16 protein-coding genes are annotated in these 17,137 nt (G+C 61.0%); 10 read left to right on the forward strand and 6 right to left on the reverse strand.

What is annotated here, in order from left to right; genetic code table 11:
• Positions 1-207: 207 nt before the first annotated feature.
• The 4 genes from ACNA0I_RS13095 to ACNA0I_RS13110 all read left to right on the forward strand — a co-directional run bounded on the left by ACNA0I_RS13095 (position 208) and on the right by ACNA0I_RS13110 (position 4,260).
• On the forward strand, positions 208-1,386 hold the full coding sequence (locus ACNA0I_RS13095; protein ID WP_415806437.1) for a CaiB/BaiF CoA transferase family protein: 1,179 nt from the start codon (positions 208-210) through the stop codon (positions 1,384-1,386).
• Positions 1,387-1,455: 69 nt separating this feature from the next.
• On the forward strand, positions 1,456-2,199 hold the full coding sequence (locus ACNA0I_RS13100) for a FadR/GntR family transcriptional regulator (protein ID WP_415806438.1): 744 nt from the start codon (positions 1,456-1,458) through the stop codon (positions 2,197-2,199).
• 55 nt (positions 2,200-2,254) lie between these two features.
• Positions 2,255-3,070 carry an enoyl-CoA hydratase gene (locus ACNA0I_RS13105; RefSeq protein WP_415806439.1) on the forward strand — a complete coding sequence of 272 codons (816 nt, stop codon included), beginning with the start codon at positions 2,255-2,257 and terminating at the stop codon, positions 3,068-3,070.
• 200 nt (positions 3,071-3,270) lie between these two features.
• Positions 3,271-4,260 carry a Bug family tripartite tricarboxylate transporter substrate binding protein gene (locus ACNA0I_RS13110; protein ID WP_415806440.1) on the forward strand — a complete coding sequence of 330 codons (990 nt, stop codon included), beginning with the start codon at positions 3,271-3,273 and terminating at the stop codon, positions 4,258-4,260.
• Between the two features lie 22 nt (positions 4,261-4,282).
• On the opposite strand, the gene ACNA0I_RS13115 is transcribed toward ACNA0I_RS13110, so the two are convergent.
• A complete protein-coding gene (locus ACNA0I_RS13115) occupies positions 4,283-5,713 on the reverse strand; it encodes a spinster family MFS transporter (RefSeq protein ID WP_415806441.1) in 1,431 nt (476 codons plus the stop codon).
• A gap of 133 nt (positions 5,714-5,846) precedes the next feature.
• On the opposite strand from ACNA0I_RS13115, the gene ACNA0I_RS13120 reads away from it, so the two are divergent.
• The 3 genes from ACNA0I_RS13120 to ACNA0I_RS13130 all read left to right on the forward strand — a co-directional run bounded on the left by ACNA0I_RS13120 (position 5,847) and on the right by ACNA0I_RS13130 (position 9,037).
• Positions 5,847-6,830: an AraC-like ligand-binding domain-containing protein gene (locus tag ACNA0I_RS13120; protein ID WP_415806442.1), complete on the forward strand. Its 984-nt coding sequence runs from the start codon at positions 5,847-5,849 to the stop codon at positions 6,828-6,830.
• A gap of 111 nt (positions 6,831-6,941) precedes the next feature.
• Entirely contained in the window at positions 6,942-8,045 is a 1,104-nt protein-coding gene (locus ACNA0I_RS13125) for an NAD/NADP octopine/nopaline dehydrogenase family protein (RefSeq protein ID WP_415806443.1), read from the forward strand.
• Entirely contained in the window at positions 8,042-9,037 is a 996-nt protein-coding gene (locus ACNA0I_RS13130; protein WP_415806444.1) for a 3-hydroxybutyryl-CoA dehydrogenase, read from the forward strand. The genes ACNA0I_RS13125 and ACNA0I_RS13130 overlap by 4 nt, the downstream gene beginning before the upstream one ends.
• Positions 9,038-9,045: 8 nt before the next feature.
• On the opposite strand, the gene ACNA0I_RS13135 is transcribed toward ACNA0I_RS13130, so the two are convergent.
• The 5 genes from ACNA0I_RS13135 to ACNA0I_RS13155 form a co-directional block, all read right to left on the reverse strand.
• Positions 9,046-9,603, reverse strand: coding sequence for a phosphatase PAP2 family protein (locus ACNA0I_RS13135; protein WP_415806445.1), 558 nt, complete (start codon positions 9,601-9,603; stop codon positions 9,046-9,048).
• A gap of 102 nt (positions 9,604-9,705) precedes the next feature.
• The gene (locus ACNA0I_RS13140; RefSeq protein WP_415806446.1) at positions 9,706-10,107 is read right to left on the reverse strand and encodes a hypothetical protein; all 402 of its coding nucleotides are present in this window, start codon (positions 10,105-10,107) and stop codon (positions 9,706-9,708) included.
• A 22-nt stretch (positions 10,108-10,129) separates the two neighbouring features.
• The gene (locus tag ACNA0I_RS13145; protein WP_415806447.1) at positions 10,130-11,407 is read right to left on the reverse strand and encodes a TRAP transporter large permease; all 1,278 of its coding nucleotides are present in this window, start codon (positions 11,405-11,407) and stop codon (positions 10,130-10,132) included.
• A gap of 44 nt (positions 11,408-11,451) precedes the next feature.
• Positions 11,452-11,952: a TRAP transporter small permease gene (locus ACNA0I_RS13150; RefSeq protein WP_415806448.1), complete on the reverse strand. Its 501-nt coding sequence runs from the start codon at positions 11,950-11,952 to the stop codon at positions 11,452-11,454.
• A 99-nt stretch (positions 11,953-12,051) separates the two neighbouring features.
• A complete protein-coding gene (locus tag ACNA0I_RS13155; protein ID WP_415806449.1) occupies positions 12,052-13,029 on the reverse strand; it encodes a TRAP transporter substrate-binding protein in 978 nt (325 codons plus the stop codon).
• A 306-nt stretch (positions 13,030-13,335) separates the two neighbouring features.
• Between ACNA0I_RS13155 and ACNA0I_RS13160 the strand changes: the two genes are divergently transcribed.
• The 3 genes from ACNA0I_RS13160 to ACNA0I_RS13170 all read left to right on the forward strand — a co-directional run bounded on the left by ACNA0I_RS13160 (position 13,336) and on the right by ACNA0I_RS13170 (position 17,051).
• A complete protein-coding gene (locus tag ACNA0I_RS13160; RefSeq protein ID WP_415806459.1) occupies positions 13,336-15,795 on the forward strand; it encodes an ABC transporter permease in 2,460 nt (819 codons plus the stop codon).
• 106 nt (positions 15,796-15,901) lie between these two features.
• Positions 15,902-16,327 (forward strand): group II truncated hemoglobin, encoded by a 426-nt coding sequence (locus ACNA0I_RS13165; RefSeq protein ID WP_415806450.1) that lies wholly within the window; start codon positions 15,902-15,904, stop codon positions 16,325-16,327.
• A 61-nt stretch (positions 16,328-16,388) separates the two neighbouring features.
• On the forward strand, positions 16,389-17,051 hold the full coding sequence (locus tag ACNA0I_RS13170) for a 3-deoxy-D-manno-octulosonic acid kinase (RefSeq protein WP_415806460.1): 663 nt from the start codon (positions 16,389-16,391) through the stop codon (positions 17,049-17,051).
• The last annotated feature ends 86 nt before the right edge of the window (positions 17,052-17,137 follow it).

The following is a 17,137-nucleotide window of genomic DNA, read 5'->3' on the forward strand; positions in this document are numbered from 1 at the left end:
TTGGGCATCGGTCGCTCACAGGCGGATCGGCGTACATCGCAAAGCCGACGAGTGTGAAAGGGCGGCGNNGCGCTCGCGTCAGCGGCGCGGCGTGACCTCGTCCTGAACCGCAGGCAAGCCTGAACCGGGCAGGGTTTTCCATGATGTAAATCGCCCAACAAGGTAAGTAGGATGTCCAACATCCTACAAATATACCGAGACAAACCGATGATTTTTGCTCCCCTTGATCGCTTCACCGTGCTGGATCTGTCGCGCGTCCGGTCCGGGCCTACCGCCGTCCGGCAGTTTGCGGATTGGGGGGCGAATGTCATCAAGATCGAGGAGCCCAGCGAGGTCAAGGACGACAAGCCGGGCGGCGCCGCCAAGTTCAGCGATTATCAGAACACGCACCGCAACAAACGCAGTTTGACCTTGAACCTGAAGCATCCGGAGGGCAAGGCCATTTTCATGGACCTGGTCAAGCGCGCCGATGTGCTGGTGGAAAACTACCGTCCCTCGGTCAAGCACAAGCTGGGCATCGACTATGCGTCGTTGCGCGAGATCAATCCGGGGCTGGTCTATGCCAGCATTTCGGGCTTTGGCCAGAATGGTCCCTATGCGGACCGTCCCGGGTTGGATCAGATTGCCCAGGGGCTCAGCGGTCTGATGTCGGTGACAGGCGAGGCGGGTCGCGGCCCGATGCGGGCCGGGATCCCCGTGGCGGACCTGAGCGCGGGCCTGTTTGCGGCGATAGGCATTCTGATGGCCTTGGTGGATCGAGAACGGTCGGGGCAGGGACGATGGGTGCAAACCTCGCTATTGCAGGCTCAGGTCTGGATGATGGATTTTCAGGCGACGCGTTGGCTGATCGATGGCGAGGTGCCCGGCCAATCGGGCAATGATCATCCCACCAGCGCGCCTACCGGGGTGTATCCCACTGCTGATGGCTATATCAATATCGCGGCTATGGGGTCCAGCATGTTCGCGCGCCTGTGCGATGTGCTGGGCGTGCCGGAAATGAATGCGGATCCGCGTTTTGCCTCGGCAGGTTTGCGGGTGGAAAACCGTGCGGACCTCAATCGCGAGATCATCGCGCGCACCTTGACTGCCAGCAGTGCGCAATGGATCGAGCGCTTGAACGCGGCGGGCGTGCCGTGCGGACCGATCCTGTCGATGGATACGGCATTCGATAATGAACAGGTGCGGCATCTGGCGATGACGCGACGCGTGCGTCATCCGCAACGTGGAGAGATCGACATCATGGCACCGCCGGTCGTATTCGGTGATGCGGAGATGCCGCCGGTGCATGCTGCGCCGGAAACGGGGGCCCATTCGGACGAGATTCTGCGCGGGCTGGGTCTGGACGCGGTGGCCTGCGAGCGTTTGCGTGCGGCAGGCGTCGTGTGACAACATCCGGTTCTCACACGCTTCTTTGCCGGGACTTTCATGGCCAATCCGAAACCGACGACCGGGTCAATGTTCGACAATTTGAACCGGCCTGACAACCTGCCTGACGAGATCGCGCAGCAGATCCGTCAAAAAATCATCAGCCAGGCTTTCGAGCCAGGTCAGCGGTTGCCTACCGAGTTCGAGTTGTCGCAGTTGTTCGGCGTGAGCCGCAACGTGGTGCGAGAGGCGATCGCTCGGTTGAAACTATCGGGTTATATCGAGACGAAGCGTGGCGTGGGCAGTTTCGTGGCGGCTGAGCCTGGGCCGCACAATTTCGAAATTCTGCCGGCCGATCTATTGCAGGCAGACGCCCTGGAGCATGTGTACCAATTGCGTGTGGAAATCGAGGCGGGCGCGGCGGCATTGGCAGCGCAGCAGCGCACAGAGGTTCAGTTGGAGGCATTGCGTCAGGCGCTGTTGCGCGTGGACGCGGCAGGCGAAGACTGGCGTCATGGTGCGGACCGTGCGCTGGATTTTCATATGGCGGTTTGCCAGGCCACCAATAATCCGTATTTCGTCCGCCTGTTGTCGTTGTTTGGCCGCGCGATCGGCGATGCCGTTCGCACGTTGCGCTACAGCAGTGCCGGCACGGACCGCGTGGCCCAGATCGAGGCCGAGCATCATAGCATTTTTGACGCTATCGCCGCGCGCGATAGCGACGCTGCACGCGCCGCGATGCGCGAGCATCTGACTAATGGCATGCAACGCCGGCATGCCTTGTTGCGAGGCAACGCCTGTGCGGTGGAGCCAGAGACAGCGGGACGAGGATAGTCTTTTATCGATGTGCCACGGCACACGGATTTCGCCCGATCAGGATACAAGCATCATGAGCGCTGAACGCATTCTGCAAGACCGCATCACTGACAATCTCATTGTTGAAAAACGTGGCGCTGCCGGATGGATTACGTTTAATGATCCAGGACGTCACAATGCGGTCTCGTTTGCCATGTGGGATGCCATTCCGCAGGCATTGCAGGCATTCGCACAGGATCCGGCCATACGCGTCGTCGTGTTGACCGGGGCCGGTGAACGGGCCTTTGTCAGCGGCGCCAATATTTCGCAGTTCGATACCTTGCGCTCGGGCGAGGACGCGGTGCTGGCGTATGAAAAAGTTGCAGAGACGGCGCAACTGGCGCTGTACGACTACGACAAACCGACCATTGCGCGGATCAAGGGGTACTGCATCGGCGGCGGGCTGAACATCGCGCTGTGTTGTGATCTGCGCATCGCCTCGGATGACAGTTCGTTTGCGATCCCGGCGGGCAAGCTGGGGTTGGGCTATCGGATGACGGCAATACGCAATCTCGTGACTGCGGTGGGGCCGGCACGTGCGTTGGAGATCTTTCTGACCGCCGCCCGCTATACGTCTGACGAGGCCCATGCCCGGGGACTGTTGCACCAGGTCGCGCCAGTCGCCGAGCTGGATCAGGTCGTGCAGGACTACGTGTCGCAGATCTCTGCCAATGCGCCACTCACCTTGTTCGCCGGCAAGAAAATGATTCGCCAGATGCAGCAGCTGGGGCCTGAGGTCGATACGCAGGCGATGCGTGAGCTGGTCATGGCCTGCTTTGAGAGCAACGATTATCGCGAAGGGCGCAAGGCATTTGCCGAGAAACGGCCGCCGGTATTTACCGGGACCTGATCACGGCCGCTGAATCAGCGGCATCAACGTTTGAGCTGAAGTAGAGATTCATGCCGGGCATCTGCCTGGCAGGGACGCGTGCGCTCGCCACGCGCAGATCCCCCTGTGGGGGCATGGAGTGCGAGCGAGTCTGGCATAGAGAAGAACCGGTGAACGGTCACATGCCAGAGGGATTCAATACCAATAATTCGGAGACACGCATGACACGTAATTTCTTTAGAGGGTGTGCAGCGATGGCGTTGACGTTGACGGCTGTCGCGAGCAATGCGCCTGCAGCCGCGGCAGCCTATCCCCAGCAGCCCATACGCATTGTGGTCGGTTATGCCGCAGGCGGCACGACTGACATTCTGGCTCGCGTGCTGGGCGAGCAATTGGGTAAAGAGCTCAAGCAATCGATCATTATCGAGAACAAGCCCGGTGCGGCGGGAAACATCGCGGCATCGTATGTGCAGGACTCCAAACCCGATGGCTATACCTTGTTCATGGCTACGGTATCCAGTCACGGAATCAACCCGGCTTTATACAAGCGGACCTTGGGTTATGACCCTGTCAAAGGCTTTGAGCCGATCGGCATGGTGGCATCGATCCCGCTGCTCTTGATTGCAAACCCGAAGCTGCCGATCAAGAGTGTGGACGAGTTGGTGGCGCTGGCGAAATCCAAGCCTGGTCAACTGAACTATTCGTCCAGCGGCAATGGGTCGCCGGTGCACTTGGCGGGCGCGATGTTTGCGCAACAGGCACACCTGGATCTGGTGCATGTGCCGTATCGCGGCGGCGCGCTGGCGAATACGGCTGTGATGACGGGCGAGGCGCAGTTCAGTTTCGCGACTTTGCCTGGTGCGATATCGCAGGTTCGTGCGAATAATCTCGTCGCGCTTGCGGTCACGACGCAGGAGCGTTCCCCACAACTGCCTGACGTGCCGGCCTTGGGAGAGCTGGCGGGGTTCAAGGGCTATGACATCAATACCTGGAATGCGTTGCTGGCCCCAAAAGGAACGCCACAGGCTGTGATCGATACGTTGAACGCTGCCGTCAATCGGGCGATGTCCTCTCCGTCACTGCGTCAGCACTTTGAAAAAGAAGGGGCCGTGCCGACCCAGAGCACACCGCAGGAACTGGGCGCGTTCATTCGCAGCGAGCTGGATAAATGGGCCGGCGTAGTGCAATCGGTAAATATCCGCGTGGATTGAGCTGGATAAGCGGCAGTGGCGTTTATTCCGGTGCGGATGCGGTTGCTTGCGTGCGCAGGACGGGCGCTTGTTGAGAGGACGATTTCGTTGCAACCGCCTCGGCTTCGGGGGGCGCAGCTGCGCGCTCGCGCGCCAGACTGCGCCGATACGCGCCACAGCCCACGCCCAGCAATACGATGCAGGCCAGCGTCGCGACACTGATCAACACCGCCATCGAGTCGCCTACGGCTTTGGGCGTGCCAAAGACGCGATCGGTGAGCAGCGCCACCAGGGTGGTGCCCAGTCCCAGGCCGATCAGGTTCGATACCAGCAGAAATAGCGCCGATATCTGGGCGCGGAACTGATTCGGAGGCAAGACTTGCATCGCGGCAGTGGAGGTCGGCATGGGAAACGACGCAAAGAACATCGCCGGGATCAGCAAGGCCACCGAGACATACACATTGTCGACCTGGGTAAACGCGATGGCTGGCAAGGCCATTGCGCAGGCTCCGATGACGCCAGCGCGCATCGGTGCATCCTCCCGGCCGCGTCGCGCCAGCCGGTCCATCAGCCAGCCGCCGCAAAATACCCCCGCCGTATTGGTGACGAGGACGACAACACCCAGCATATAGCCGACCTGAGTCGGCGTCATGCCGTACGTGCGCATGTAATACGCCGGTGCCCAGCCCAAGAGGCAGAACAGGATCATCGCGTAGAAAGAGAAGCCGAGATAATGGCAGGCAAAGGTGGCCCGGTGCCGGCCTAGAAATCGCATCGTCACCGTGATGCCCGGCCGCTGCGCTTGACCGTCAGCGTTGCGCGTCAGCCCCTTGCGCTGCGGATCCCGCACAGTCAGCAGGATCAGCAAAGCCACCAGCAAGCCAGGCAAGCCGACCACGAAGAACGTCAATTGCCAGGGCTTCATGGTGCCCCACGGCACGGCTACGCTATCGACCGTTTTTAGCAAGTCGATCACATAACCGCCGATCAAGAAAGCCATCCCGCCGCCGACGAAGGCGCCGATCGAGTAGACACCGACCGCACGGCCGAGTTTTTCGCGCGGAAACATATCACTCATCATCGAGTACGCCGCAGGAGATAACGCGGCTTCACCGATGCCTACGCCAATGCGGCATAGGAACATGTGCAAGAAATTCCGGGACAGGCCGCAGGCCGCGGTCGCCAGGCTCCAAAAGGCCACGCCGACAGCGATGATGCGTGGCCGGGAATAGCGGTCGGCCAGCACGGCGATGGGTATTCCCATCACCGCATAGAACAAGGAAAACGCCAGTCCGTGCAGCAGGCTGAATTGCGTGTCGGAGAGTTGCAGATCGTGTTTGATCGGCTCGATCATCAAGGCCAGAATCTGTCTGTCGACGAACGAGAATATGTACGCTAGCATGCAGATGCACACGACGTACCATTCGTAGGTCTGCCTACTCGGCGATACCGTCCCGCGGGCTTCAGCAATCATGGTTTCCCCTTATACGAAGCCGGCATGGTTGTATCGTTGGCCAGGCATTCTGTTCAGTCCTAACGTTTTACGGCCCTTGCGGAGGTAGCAGCTATACCGCGCACGCAATGACTGTTCCTCTGGCGCAGAAAGCATGTTCGACGAAAGCTATCCGCTGCAGCACTACTGTTTACTCCAGTCGGCCAATGCGGCCGAAGTAAAGGACCAGGTCAGCCATCATTTGTGGTCGCATCGCATGCGAGTGGGACCAGGCGAGGATCTGTCTTCGCGGCTGTATGGCGTGCAGTTCGGCAACGCTGCGCTCTACGATCTGCATTACGGCGCCGCGGTTGAAATAGACGCGGGTGATATCGCCAGTTGTTATCTGGTGCGGGCGACCTTGCGCGGGTGTGGCGAGGTCCGTCTGGGCGGGCAGCGCGCCTGGCTGAAGGCGGGGAGTCTGACTGTGTCTTCGCCGTCGGAACGCAGTACGATCAGCATTGACAAGGACTGTCGCAGCCTGATTTTGCGTGTTGACCGGCTTGCGCTGGAACGTCATCTGCAGAGTTTGCTGCAACGTCCGCTGCGCCAGCCTTTGGTATTCGAGGTGGATGTGCCATCGCAGCATCCCGGTGTTGCGGCCGTGCGGGCGACGTTTGACTATCTTTGCAGGCTTTACGCCCATCCTGCCCTCGATGGGGTGTCGCAGACACTGTCCGGCAGTTTTACCGATTACCTCGCGGCGCTGTTGCTGACGCAATTGCCGCACAACTATAGCGAGGCGCTGACACGGGATCCGCGTCAGCCGTTACCCGCCCATGTGCGAAAGGCGCGTGACTATATCGAGCAACATGCCGATGAGGTGATTCCCTTGAGTGCGCTGGCGTCGCATTGTGGCGTGTCGGTGCGGACCTTGCAGAATGGCTTTATGCGTTTTCTCGGTCAGAATCCGAGTGACTACATGCGCAATCAGCGCCTGGCAAGGGTACATGCCGCATTGCAAGCGGCGGGCGAAGGCACCAGTGTGACCGATATTCTCGTGAGTCACGGGGTGATGAGCTTCGGCCATTTTGCCAACCACTATCGAAAAAGATACGGCTGCCTGCCATCTGAGACACTACGCACTGCGAGTAATTAACGCACATGCCGATGCTGCAGAATCGGAACATGGCCTGCGCTTTTCGGGCAGAGTATCTCATGTGTGCGCGCATAGCATGATTGCTATTCCAACTCTTGGTAGGTTTGCATCATGCGTATCGCAGTCATTGGAGGGGGGCACGGCTGTTACGCCGCCGCGGCGGAAATGGCGGGCAACGGGCACGAATTGACGTGGTGGCGCCGTGATGGCGCCGCGTTTGACGCGTTGCGTCAGATTGGTGCGCTGACGGTGACCGATTATCGGGGAACGCGCGACCTGCCTTTGGGCTCCGATGCTGGACAGATTCAGTTGTGTGACACATTGGCCGACGCGGTGCACGAGGCCCAGCTGCTGGTGATTCCCTTGCCTGCCACCACACACGAGCCGCTCGCTGCGGGACTGGCGCCGCTGTTGCGTGATGGCCAAGTCGTGTTCCTGCCGCCCGGGACGTTCGGCAGCTATCTGTTCGCCCGCGCGATGCGCGAGTGCGGCAATCACGCCGAGGTGGTCTTTGCGGAAACGGGCACATTGCCTTATCTGGCGCGCAAGCACGGCCAGCGCGTAGTCGTGAGTGCGTATGCCACACGGCTGCCTACAGGCGTGTTTCCTGCGCGTTTGGCCGACAAGGCATTGGCACTATTGCAGCAGGCTTATCCCAGCATTGAGCCCATCCAGGATGCACTGGATGGTGCACTGATGAACGCCGGGCCGGTGATCCATCCGCCATTGATCCTGATGAATGCCGGGCCGTTGCAGCATTTTGAGTCGTGGGACATACATAACGAGGGCACGCAACCTGCGATTCGCAGTGTGACCAACGCACTCGATGCAGAACGCGTCGCGGTGCGCGAGGCGCTCGGTTATGGAGCACCGCATTTTCCTCTGGCCGATCACTATGCCACGACGGGGGATGAATGGATGTATGGGCGCGGGGCACATGGCAAGCTGACCGACAGCGGAGACTGGCGCGAGCATATCGATCTGCACACGCATCGCTACATGCTGGAGGACACGCGGCTCGGTCTATCGTTTCTGGTGTCACTGGGGCGGTGGGCAGATGTGGCGACTCCCGTCGCGCAAGGGCTGTTGAGTCTGGCGTCAGCCGTCATCGGGCGGGACCTGTATGCAGAGGGGCGGACACTGGCGTCCTTGGGGTTGACGGGATTGACGCCCGCTCAAATGCGTGAGTTGCTGCGTGAAGGAGTGGCCGCATGAGCGCGTGCATCGGGATAGTGGGGGTGGGCCGCATGGGCACCGGCATCGCCGTTTCGTACGCATTTGCCGGCGTGCCGGTGGCGCTGATCGATGCCAAGCTGCGCAACGCAGAGGAACAACATGTCTGTTTCGAGCGTGTCCGCAGTGCGTTGCGCGCGGAATTCGAAATGTTGGTGCGGCTGGGATTGCTCGCCGCCGAGCGCATGGACGAGATGCTCGGGCGCGTCGTTTTGTACGCTCGTGATGAGGCAGGGCCCGCGCTCGGGGCAGCAACGGCCGTTTTCGAGGCCGTGCCGGAACGTTTAGATGCCAAGCACGATGTGTTTTCCTGGCTGGGTGAACGAATGGCTGCCGACGCCTTGCTGGCCTCGACCACGTCGACGTTCTTGGTGACTGAGTTGGCCGAGCATGCTCCTGTCCCTGAGCGTTTTCTCAACGCCCACTGGCTGAATCCGGCCCATCTTATCCCCCTGGTCGAAGTGAGTCCGGGACCTGCCACACACGCGTCGGCCCTGGCCGCGCTGGAGGACTTGTTGCGTCTGGCGCATAAAGTGCCAGTACGCTGTGCACCCTCGGCCGGTTATATCGTGCCGCGTATCCAGGCATTGGCGATGAATGAGGCAGCCCGCATGGTTGAGGAGGGTGTGGCGAGCGCCGAGGATATCGACACTGCCGTGCGTCTGGGATTCGGCCTGAGGTTTTCCGTGTTGGGACTGCTGGAGTTCATCGATTGGGGCGGTAACGATATTCTTTACTATGCATCGCGTTATCTGGATCGCGAGCTGGGGCCGCGTTTTCAGGCGCCGCCCATCATCGAACGAAACATGAACGGGCAACGCAATGGGCTGCGCGATGGCCAAGGTTTCTATGACTACGGCGGGCAGGACATCGACGCTTATCGAATGAAACGATTGGGCGAACTGGTGCAACGGCTCGAGGTCATGAATCTGCTGCCGCATGCCGATAGCGCTGCCGTGGCGAAAACGCCATAGACTGCGATCTATATGGCGCGACGACGGCGAATCGACTGTTGTGCCAGCATTCCGAGCAGGGCACACAACGCAGAGACCACGATGGATCCCGCCATGTCCATCGGCCAATGCAGGCCTGTGTAGATGCGTGCCCAGGCGACAATCGCCCCGCAAGCGGCCAGCACACCGGCAGTTTTCCAGCGGCGGTATAGCGCCATCGATACTGCAATGGTCCAGATGAATGTGGCGTGCGAGCTCGGCATGGAGTTGTTGGCAGCGTGCTCGACCAGTGCCGGCCCGAATCCCGCCGCAAAAGGACGAGGGTGATAGGCATACAGCTTGACGATGGATTCGATCAGGCGGGTACAGGTCAGGGCGATGGCGATCGCGATGGCAGGCTGCCAGTCACGCTTGCGCACGATCACCACCATCAGCAAGGCAATGGCGAGATAGATGGGTAACTCTGTCATGAGTTTGCCCAGATAGACGCAAAGGTGAGAGGCATCGGGCGCGGCGCGCAGGGACTCGAAGAGCCTGATATTCCAGTTTTCGAGCGCAGGGAGCGGATATAGGCCGGTCGTGGTCAAGTTCAATGTTCGGCGAAAATGTCAGGGCGCCGCCAGTATGCGTGGCCGAGCGTCGAATTTTCGTTGAAGCGGTCTGGACGTTGACCGCCGGCGCGGCTATGGTCAGGCGCCGCCCAGCAAATCGTAAGCGTTCAGCAACTCATACACGATGGCGGGATTTCGATCCAGCCCACGGCGTATGGCGGCCGGCAGCGTCTGCCGGGTCTTGTTGCACAGTCCCGGTTGATCCGCGATGTCGATTTGCAGACCTCGTACGGTGCGGACCTCGTTCGGGCCTGGGGTCACTGTCAGAGAGAGGCCCAGCAGCGCATGCATGCGTTGCTGCATGTGCCGCAGGTCTTCCAGGCTGCTCAGGTTTTCCAGGCGAGCGACCAGTTTTTTTTCTTCTTCGCGGGTGAGCCGCAGAATGCGGATGTCCCCATCCGGCGTGGCGAGTAATCGGTCGCGATCGCAGATACAGGCCCCGGGCGGGCATTCCTGGCGGATGGGGAAAGGGACGTTCATAGAGCCTGAAACGGTACTACATTTACTTGGTGTAGACCAAATCACGCAACCCCAACGACAAACCTGGCCAATACGTAATCACCATCAAGCACGCGATCACGACCAGTACGAACGGGATCAGGGGTTTGACGATGCGTTCGAGCGGCAGCTTGGCCACTGCGCAGGCAGCAAACAGATTCACGCCGAAGGGCGGGGTAATCATGCCGAGCGCCAGGTTGACCACCATGATGACGCCGAAATGCACGGGTTCGATGCCGAACTGCATGGCCACAGGCAACAGCAACGGGGCCAGTACGACGACCGAGGCCGATGTTTCGATGAACATCCCGATCATGAACAGGGCGGCATTCACGCCGATCAGGAAAGCCGTCTTGTCATGAAACAGCTGCGCCAGCCAGGCGCCCAACGCATCGGGTACGCCGGCACGGTTGAGCAGGAAACTGAAGACGCCCGCGTTCGCGATGATGAACATGATCACCGAGGTCGAGACGACTGAGCGGTGCAGGGTCTCGGACAGCGTGCGAAAGCTGAGCTTGCCGTAGACGAATTTGCCGACAATGACGGCGTACATCACCGCGACCACGGAGGCCTCGGTGGGGGTAAAGATACCGCCGTAGATGCCGCCCAGGATAATGACGGGCATCAACAGAGCCAGCCAGGCGCGTTTGAATGCTGGCCACAGGGGCAGCCGGCCCTCGCCATCGCGTTTGCCCAGGTTGTTGCGTTTAGCGTAGAGCCAGACGTACAGCATCAGGGCGCCGCCGATCAGGATGCCGGGCACGACGCCCGCGATGAATAACTCGCCGGTCGAGGTATCGGTGGATACCGCGAACAGAATCATCGGGATCGACGGCGGAATGACGACGCCGAGTTCGGCGGCGCTGGCCTGCAGCGACGCGGCAAAGGGCGCGGGATAGCCGTGGCGTATCATGGCCGGGATCAGGATGGCGCCCACGGCAAAGGTCGTCGCGACACTGGAGCCTGCCACGGCGGCAAAGATCATGCAGGTCAGAACGCACGTGCAGGCCAGGCCGCCCTGGACGCCGCCTACCACGCTTTTGGCGAACTCGACCATGCGTTCCGAGATGCCGCCGGCTTCCATCAGGTTGCCGGCCAGGATAAAGAAAGGAACCGCGACGAGGGGATATTTGTCCAGTGCCGCATAGAGTTGTTGCGCGATCACGAGCCACGGCAGCCCGGCGATCGATACGCCAGTGATGCTGGCCAGTCCGATGGCGACTGCTACGGGCACCGAGAGCCCGAAGAAGATCAGCATCGTGAGAATCATTAGTTGGGACATGACAGAAAGCCTGGATGCGATGCGTCTAAAGGAATGAGGAAAAATCAGCCTTGGGCGTCGTTACGTACCGGGGCGGGCTCATCGGCGCCGAGTATCCATCGCGCCACTACCGCAATCGCGGCGAGCGAGGCGCCGACGGGGATCGCCAGGTAAATCCAGGAAATCGGGATGTTCAGACTGGGAACATTTTGAAAACGCACGCGATACGTCATCTGGCCACCGATCCAGGCGATGAACACCAGGAACGCGACGCAGATGATCGCGATGAGGTGTTCCAGCATGCGCTGCTTGCGGCCTTTGAGCAGATTGTGCAGCAGTTCGACGCTGATCATCGCGCCTTGACGAAAGGCCAGGGCGATGCCCAGCAGCACGGTCCAGATCAGCAAGGCGCGGGTCAGCACCTCGCTCCAGTCCGCCGGTGATTGCAGGATGAAGCGTGCAATGACTTGATAAAACGCGGCCGCTGCCGAGGCGACCAGCAAAATTTGCGCGATGACCGATACGGCCTTGAACAAGCCGCGTTCGGCGAGGCGGAGCATACGCATGGTGAATTCCAGATGCGGACGTGAGAGGAAAAACGAAAAACGAAAAGCAAGCCGGCCGTGCAGCCGCCAGGGCGGCCCGGCCGGGCCGAGACTATCGGCTTACTTCGTGTCGCGGATCGCGTCGATCAGCTTTTTGTCGAACTTTTTGTAGTACTCGGGATAGGCGGGCTCTACCGCGGCGGCGAACGCAGTGCGATCGACGTCAGTCGTGACTTGCATGCCTTCCTTGCGCAGTTGTTCGACGCCGGTTTTCTCGATGTTGTCGACGAAGTCGCGCATGGCCTGGGCGGAAAGCTTGCCTGCCTCTTTGAATTTGGCTTTGTCCTCGTCCGACAGGCTGTCATAGACGTTGGGCGACATCAGCACCAGGGCGGGGCCGTAGACGTGGCCGGTCAGCGACAGGTATTTCTGGACTTGCGAGAGCTTGGCCGAGGTGATTACCGACAGCGGATTTTCCTGTCCGTCGATGGTGCCTTGTTGCAAGGCCGTGGCAACCTCGGGCCACGCCATCGGCGTGGGCAGAATGCCAATCGCGCGGAAAGCCGCGATGTGAATGGGGTTTTCCGTGGTGCGGATTTTCAGGCCTTTGGCGTCTGCCGGCGTTTTTACCGGACGGACGTTGTTGGTCAGATGGCGGAAGCCCTGCTCACCCCATGCCAGTGCAATGATGCCGCGGTCGGGGAATTTGGCCAACATGTCCTGACCGATCTGGCTGTCCAGGACTTTGCGGGCGTGTTGCAGGTCACGCAACAGGAACGGAATGTCGAACACCCCGGTTTCCGGCACAAAGTTCAAGGTCGCACCCGTCGAGACAATGGCCAGATCGATGGTGCCGATCTGCAGGCCCTCGATGACTTCGCGTTCGCCGCCCAAGGCGCTATTGGCGAATTGCTGGACCTTGTATTTGCCGCCGGTCGAGGCCTCGATAGACTTGGCAAAGGCGTCGGCGCCCGCCCCGTAGTGGGACGAGGTCGATAGGGCATAGGCCATTTTCAGCGTATTCTGAGCGGCGGCGGGTAGTGCGGCGGTTACCGCGCAGGCGGCAAAAATCGTGGCGGCAAGCCAAGTCTTGCGCATAGTGTCTTCTCCTAGTTGGGAACGAATTCTAGTGTTTTCGGTCGCATGTTACGCCCAGCGGGCATGATAGCGGCATTCACCTGACAATCGGCCATTGAAACGGCGATTGGTTACCATTGCGGAATGATGGATTTCCCTGATTCTCCTACTTCTGCGCAGCCGCCGGGCTCTGCGCGTGATACGCAACCGTCTTCGGCGTCGCCGTCGGATCGTTGCCAGGCAAACCCGGCGCCGGGCAAGATTACGCCGCCGCCTGGCGGGCCGCGCAGAGGCCGTTTCCTGGCCACGCTGGCGCAAGGGGCTCGCATGATGATGCGCGATGCCCGCGCGGGCGAATTGCGCCTGTTGGTGCTGGCCTTGGTCGTGGCCGTGGCTGCGGTGACCAGTGTGGGGTTCCTGGCCGACCGGGTCGGCCGGGCGTTGGAGCGCGACGCCAGCCAGATGCTGGGAGCAGATCTGCTGCTCGATGCAGACGAGCCCATTTCGGCCGATTTCATCGTGGCCGCGCGCGACCGCGGGCTGGAGGTATCCCGCACGCTGCAGTTTCCGTCGATGGCCAGCGCAGGCGACGGGGCGCAACTGGTATCGCTCAAGGCGGTCGAGCCGGGTTACCCCCTGCGCGGCAGTTTGCGGGTCGCTGATGATCCGTACACTGAGGGAACGGCGACGCGTGATATTCCCGCGCCAGGCACGGTATGGGCCGATGCGCAGTTGTTGGCGCTGCTGGGCCTCAATGTCGGGGATACGATCGGACTGGGCGACAGCCGGTTTCGCGTGGCGCGCGTCATCACTTATGAACCGGATCGGGGAATGCAGTTTGTGAACGTGGCGCCGCGCGTGATGATGCGGTCCGACGATTTGGCTGCGACTGGGCTGGTGACGTTGGGCAGCCGGATTGATTATGCCTTGCTGGCGGCCGGTGAGCCTGACGCTGTGGCGGCGTACTCCACGTGGCTGGGCGAGCATTTGCAGCGAGGGCAGAAGCTCGCCACGTTGGAATCGGGTCGTCCCGAGGTGCAGCGCACCTTGGATCGCGCGCAGCGCTTTTTGTCGCTGGTGGCGCTGCTGGCCGTCTTGATTTCTGCAGTGGCGGTCGCTCTGGCTGCCGGACGATTCATGATGCGGCATCGTGACGGCATTGCGGTGATGCGCTGCCTGGGGGCGGTGCAACGGCAAGTCAGCCAGATGCTGGTGCTGGAGTTCACATTGGTCGGGTTGGCCGCCTCGGCGGTAGGGTGCCTGATTGGGTTCGCGGTGCACCAAGGGCTGGTGTTGGCCCTGGGCAGTCTCATTGACACCCAATTGCCTGCGCCTTCGGGCGTGCCTGCTTTGCAGGGGCTGGTGACTGGCGTCTTGCTATTGCTGGGATTCGCTTTGCCATCGCTGGCACAGTTGCGTCATGTGCCGCCTGCTCGGGTATTGCGCCGCGATGCCGATACGTTGCGGGCTCGCAGTGTTATTGGGTATGTCTTTGGCGCAGTGGGCTTTGCCCTGTTGATCTGGTGGTTTGCTGGCAATGCGCGCTTGGGCGGGGTGGTCGCAGGCGGCTTTCTGGGGGCGTTCGGCGCGTTTGCGTTGGTCGCTTGGTTGTGTGTGCTGGGGCTGGCGCGGTTACGCGGTCTGGCTGCAGGGATGCCGGCACTGCGTTTTGCGTTGGCAGGCGTGGTACGCCGCCGTGCCGCGACGATCACCCAGGTCTGCGCCTTGGCCATCGGACTGATGGCGCTTTTATTGCTGGCCATGACGCGCACGGACCTGGTTGCGGGGTGGCAGCGCACGTTGCCGCCCGACGCGCCTAACCGCTTTCTGATCAATATCCAGCCTGATCAACGCCAGCCGGTGCAGGATTTCCTGACCGCGCATGGCATACAGAAGGCCACGCTGTGGCCGATGATCCGCGGCCGTCTGGTCGCCGTCGATGGCCGCCCGGTGGGTCCGGCCGATTACGAAGAACCGCGGGCCAAACGGCTTGTAGATCGCGAATTCAATCTGTCATATGGCGATCAGCTGCCCGCCGCGAATCGCATTGAACAGGGCCGCTGGCTCGATCCTGCGGCGCGCGAGGTATCGTTGGAGTCGGGGTTGGCGCAGACGCTGGGCTTGTCTGTGGGCGATGTCCTGACTTTTGATATCGCCGGCCAGCAGGTCGACGTCACTGTATCGGGGACGCGCACGGTCGATTGGGATTCTATGCAGGTAAACTTTTTTGCGGTGCTGTCCCCCGCCGCGTTGGAAGGTTTGCCGCAGAGTTGGATTACGTCGTTTCATCTGCCGGCCGACCAAGCCGCGTTGCCGCGTGAGCTGCTCCGGCAGTTTCCCAATTTGACGGTTTTCGATGTGGGCTCGATTCTGAATCAGCTGCAGTCGGTGCTGGATCAGGTCATCACTGCTGTGCAATTGTTGTTCATCTTCACGCTGATTGCGGGCGTGTTGGTCCTGGCTGCGGCGTTGACCGCGACGCGGGACGAACGTATCCGTGAGGCTGCCGTGTTACGCGCTCTGGGGGCGACGCGGAACCAGTTGGCCCGGGCTCAGCGATTGGAGGTGTTGGCGGTCGGCGGACTGGCGGGATTGTTGGCCGCTGCAGGCGCCAGCACGATTGCCTGGGCGTTATCGACCTATGTTTTCGATTTTCGGATTACGCTGAGCGCCTGGCCGTGGCTGGCCGGTGTGGGCGTCGGTATGCTGGCCGCTTGGGGCGGTGCTGCGCTGGCGCTGCGCGGGGTGTTGCGCACGCCGCCGTTGCTGACGCTGCGAGAGGCGTGATGCGCTGGGTGGCGATGTAGCCGCTTGGAGAAGTGCGAGGATTACGTTCCTGATCTGATTTGCCGCCGGTGCGATACGCTGTCGCGCCGGTTTTACGAGAAATACAATGACTGTTACCCGTGTGCAACCCAAGAACGAGTCGCTGGAGACCTCGGTCACCTTGTTCGAGACTCTGGGTGGCGAGCCTGCCATCCGTTCGCTGGTCGATCGTTTTTACGATTTGATGGAGATGGAAGCTGATTTCGCGGTATTGCGGGGCGTGCACGGCCCCAGTCTGGACTCTGCCCGCGACAAGCTCTTTTTGTTCCTCTGTGGTTATTTTGGCGGTCCTAACTATTACATAGAGCGCTACGGGCATCCGCGTTTGCGAGCCCGTCACTTGCCGTTTTCTATCGGCCGTGTTGAGCGTGACCAGTGGCTGGCCTGCATGGGGCGGGCGATGCAGGACGAGGGGATGTCTCCTGAGTTGGTCGACCGTTTGTTGGAGGCTTTTTACGGCGTTGCCGATTGGATGCGTAACCGTGACGGCTGAGCTTGTTCAGGACGCATCGGGGATTCAGAGACTGGCCTGGCAGGATCCGCCTGCGGGCGCCATGCTGTGTGATGTTCGTTTAGGCGCGCCCGATCCACGGCTGCTTGATCCTGCGTTTTATGGTGATTGTGTCCGTCCCGTCGATGCCGGCGGGCGTCAGGCGGCCTGGTTTGTCGAGGGCGAAGGCTGGCAAGGGGTCCTGCGTGGGTACCGCCGGGGCGGACTGGTTGCCAAGTTGAGCCGGGATGCGTATTTCTGGCAGGGCGAGTCTCGTACACGCAGCTTTCGGGAGTATCGGTTGCTGGCCATGATGCGCGAGCGGGGACTCAGTGTGCCGGCACCGCTAGCTGCGGCCTATTGGCGCGATGGGCTGACGTATCGGGCCGCAATCATCGTCGAACGGATTCCGGATGTTCGTCCTCTGGCGCATTTGCTGGACGAGCCGGTTTGGGACGCTGCGGCTACGGCTATCGCTGCTATGCACCGGTTGGGGGTGTGGCATGCGGATCTGAACGCTTTCAATATTCTGCTGGATGGTCGGGGGCAGGCCTGGTTGATCGATTTCGATCGAGGGACGGAGGGCGGGGTGTCTGCGCAGCGGCGGCGGGGTAATCTGCTGCGGTTGCGTCGGTCGCTCGAAAAGGTGGGCGGTGAGCGTGGGGTTGCTTTGTGGGAGCGGGTGGATCGGGCTTATCGTGGGTGCATGGGGGATGGTGCTGGTTAGTTTTGGGGTATTGGTGTTCTAAAACCGCCGGGGTCTGCCGTGTAAAGGGCATGCCGACCCGTTCGGCCGGTCTGGACGCCTGCGCG

It is taken from the genome of Bordetella muralis, assembly GCF_965139205.1.
GTDB lineage: Bacteria > Pseudomonadota > Gammaproteobacteria > Burkholderiales > Burkholderiaceae_B > Bordetella_A > Bordetella_A muralis.

Bases quoted from the DNA above. Each gene is read 5' to 3' on its own strand.
- ACNA0I_RS13095 (WP_415806437.1), top strand. From the start codon at position 208: ATGATTTTTGCTCCCCTTGATCGCTTCACCGTGCTGGATCTGTCGCGC.
- ACNA0I_RS13100 (WP_415806438.1), top strand. From the start codon at position 1,456: ATGTTCGACAATTTGAACCGGCCTGACAACCTGCCTGACGAGATCGCG.
- ACNA0I_RS13105 (WP_415806439.1), top strand. From the start codon at position 2,255: ATGAGCGCTGAACGCATTCTGCAAGACCGCATCACTGACAATCTCATT.
- ACNA0I_RS13110 (WP_415806440.1), top strand. From the start codon at position 3,271: ATGACACGTAATTTCTTTAGAGGGTGTGCAGCGATGGCGTTGACGTTG.
- ACNA0I_RS13115 (WP_415806441.1), bottom strand. From the start codon at position 5,713: ATGATTGCTGAAGCCCGCGGGACGGTATCGCCGAGTAGGCAGACCTAC.
- ACNA0I_RS13120 (WP_415806442.1), top strand. From the start codon at position 5,847: ATGTTCGACGAAAGCTATCCGCTGCAGCACTACTGTTTACTCCAGTCG.
- ACNA0I_RS13125 (WP_415806443.1), top strand. From the start codon at position 6,942: ATGCGTATCGCAGTCATTGGAGGGGGGCACGGCTGTTACGCCGCCGCG.
- ACNA0I_RS13130 (WP_415806444.1), top strand. From the start codon at position 8,042: ATGAGCGCGTGCATCGGGATAGTGGGGGTGGGCCGCATGGGCACCGGC.
- ACNA0I_RS13140 (WP_415806446.1), bottom strand. From the start codon at position 10,107: ATGAACGTCCCTTTCCCCATCCGCCAGGAATGCCCGCCCGGGGCCTGT.
- ACNA0I_RS13145 (WP_415806447.1), bottom strand. From the start codon at position 11,407: ATGTCCCAACTAATGATTCTCACGATGCTGATCTTCTTCGGGCTCTCG.
- ACNA0I_RS13150 (WP_415806448.1), bottom strand. From the start codon at position 11,952: ATGCGTATGCTCCGCCTCGCCGAACGCGGCTTGTTCAAGGCCGTATCG.
- ACNA0I_RS13155 (WP_415806449.1), bottom strand. From the start codon at position 13,029: ATGCGCAAGACTTGGCTTGCCGCCACGATTTTTGCCGCCTGCGCGGTA.
- ACNA0I_RS13160 (WP_415806459.1), top strand. From the start codon at position 13,336: ATGATGATGCGCGATGCCCGCGCGGGCGAATTGCGCCTGTTGGTGCTG.
- ACNA0I_RS13165 (WP_415806450.1), top strand. From the start codon at position 15,902: ATGACTGTTACCCGTGTGCAACCCAAGAACGAGTCGCTGGAGACCTCG.
- ACNA0I_RS13170 (WP_415806460.1), top strand. From the start codon at position 16,389: ATGCTGTGTGATGTTCGTTTAGGCGCGCCCGATCCACGGCTGCTTGAT.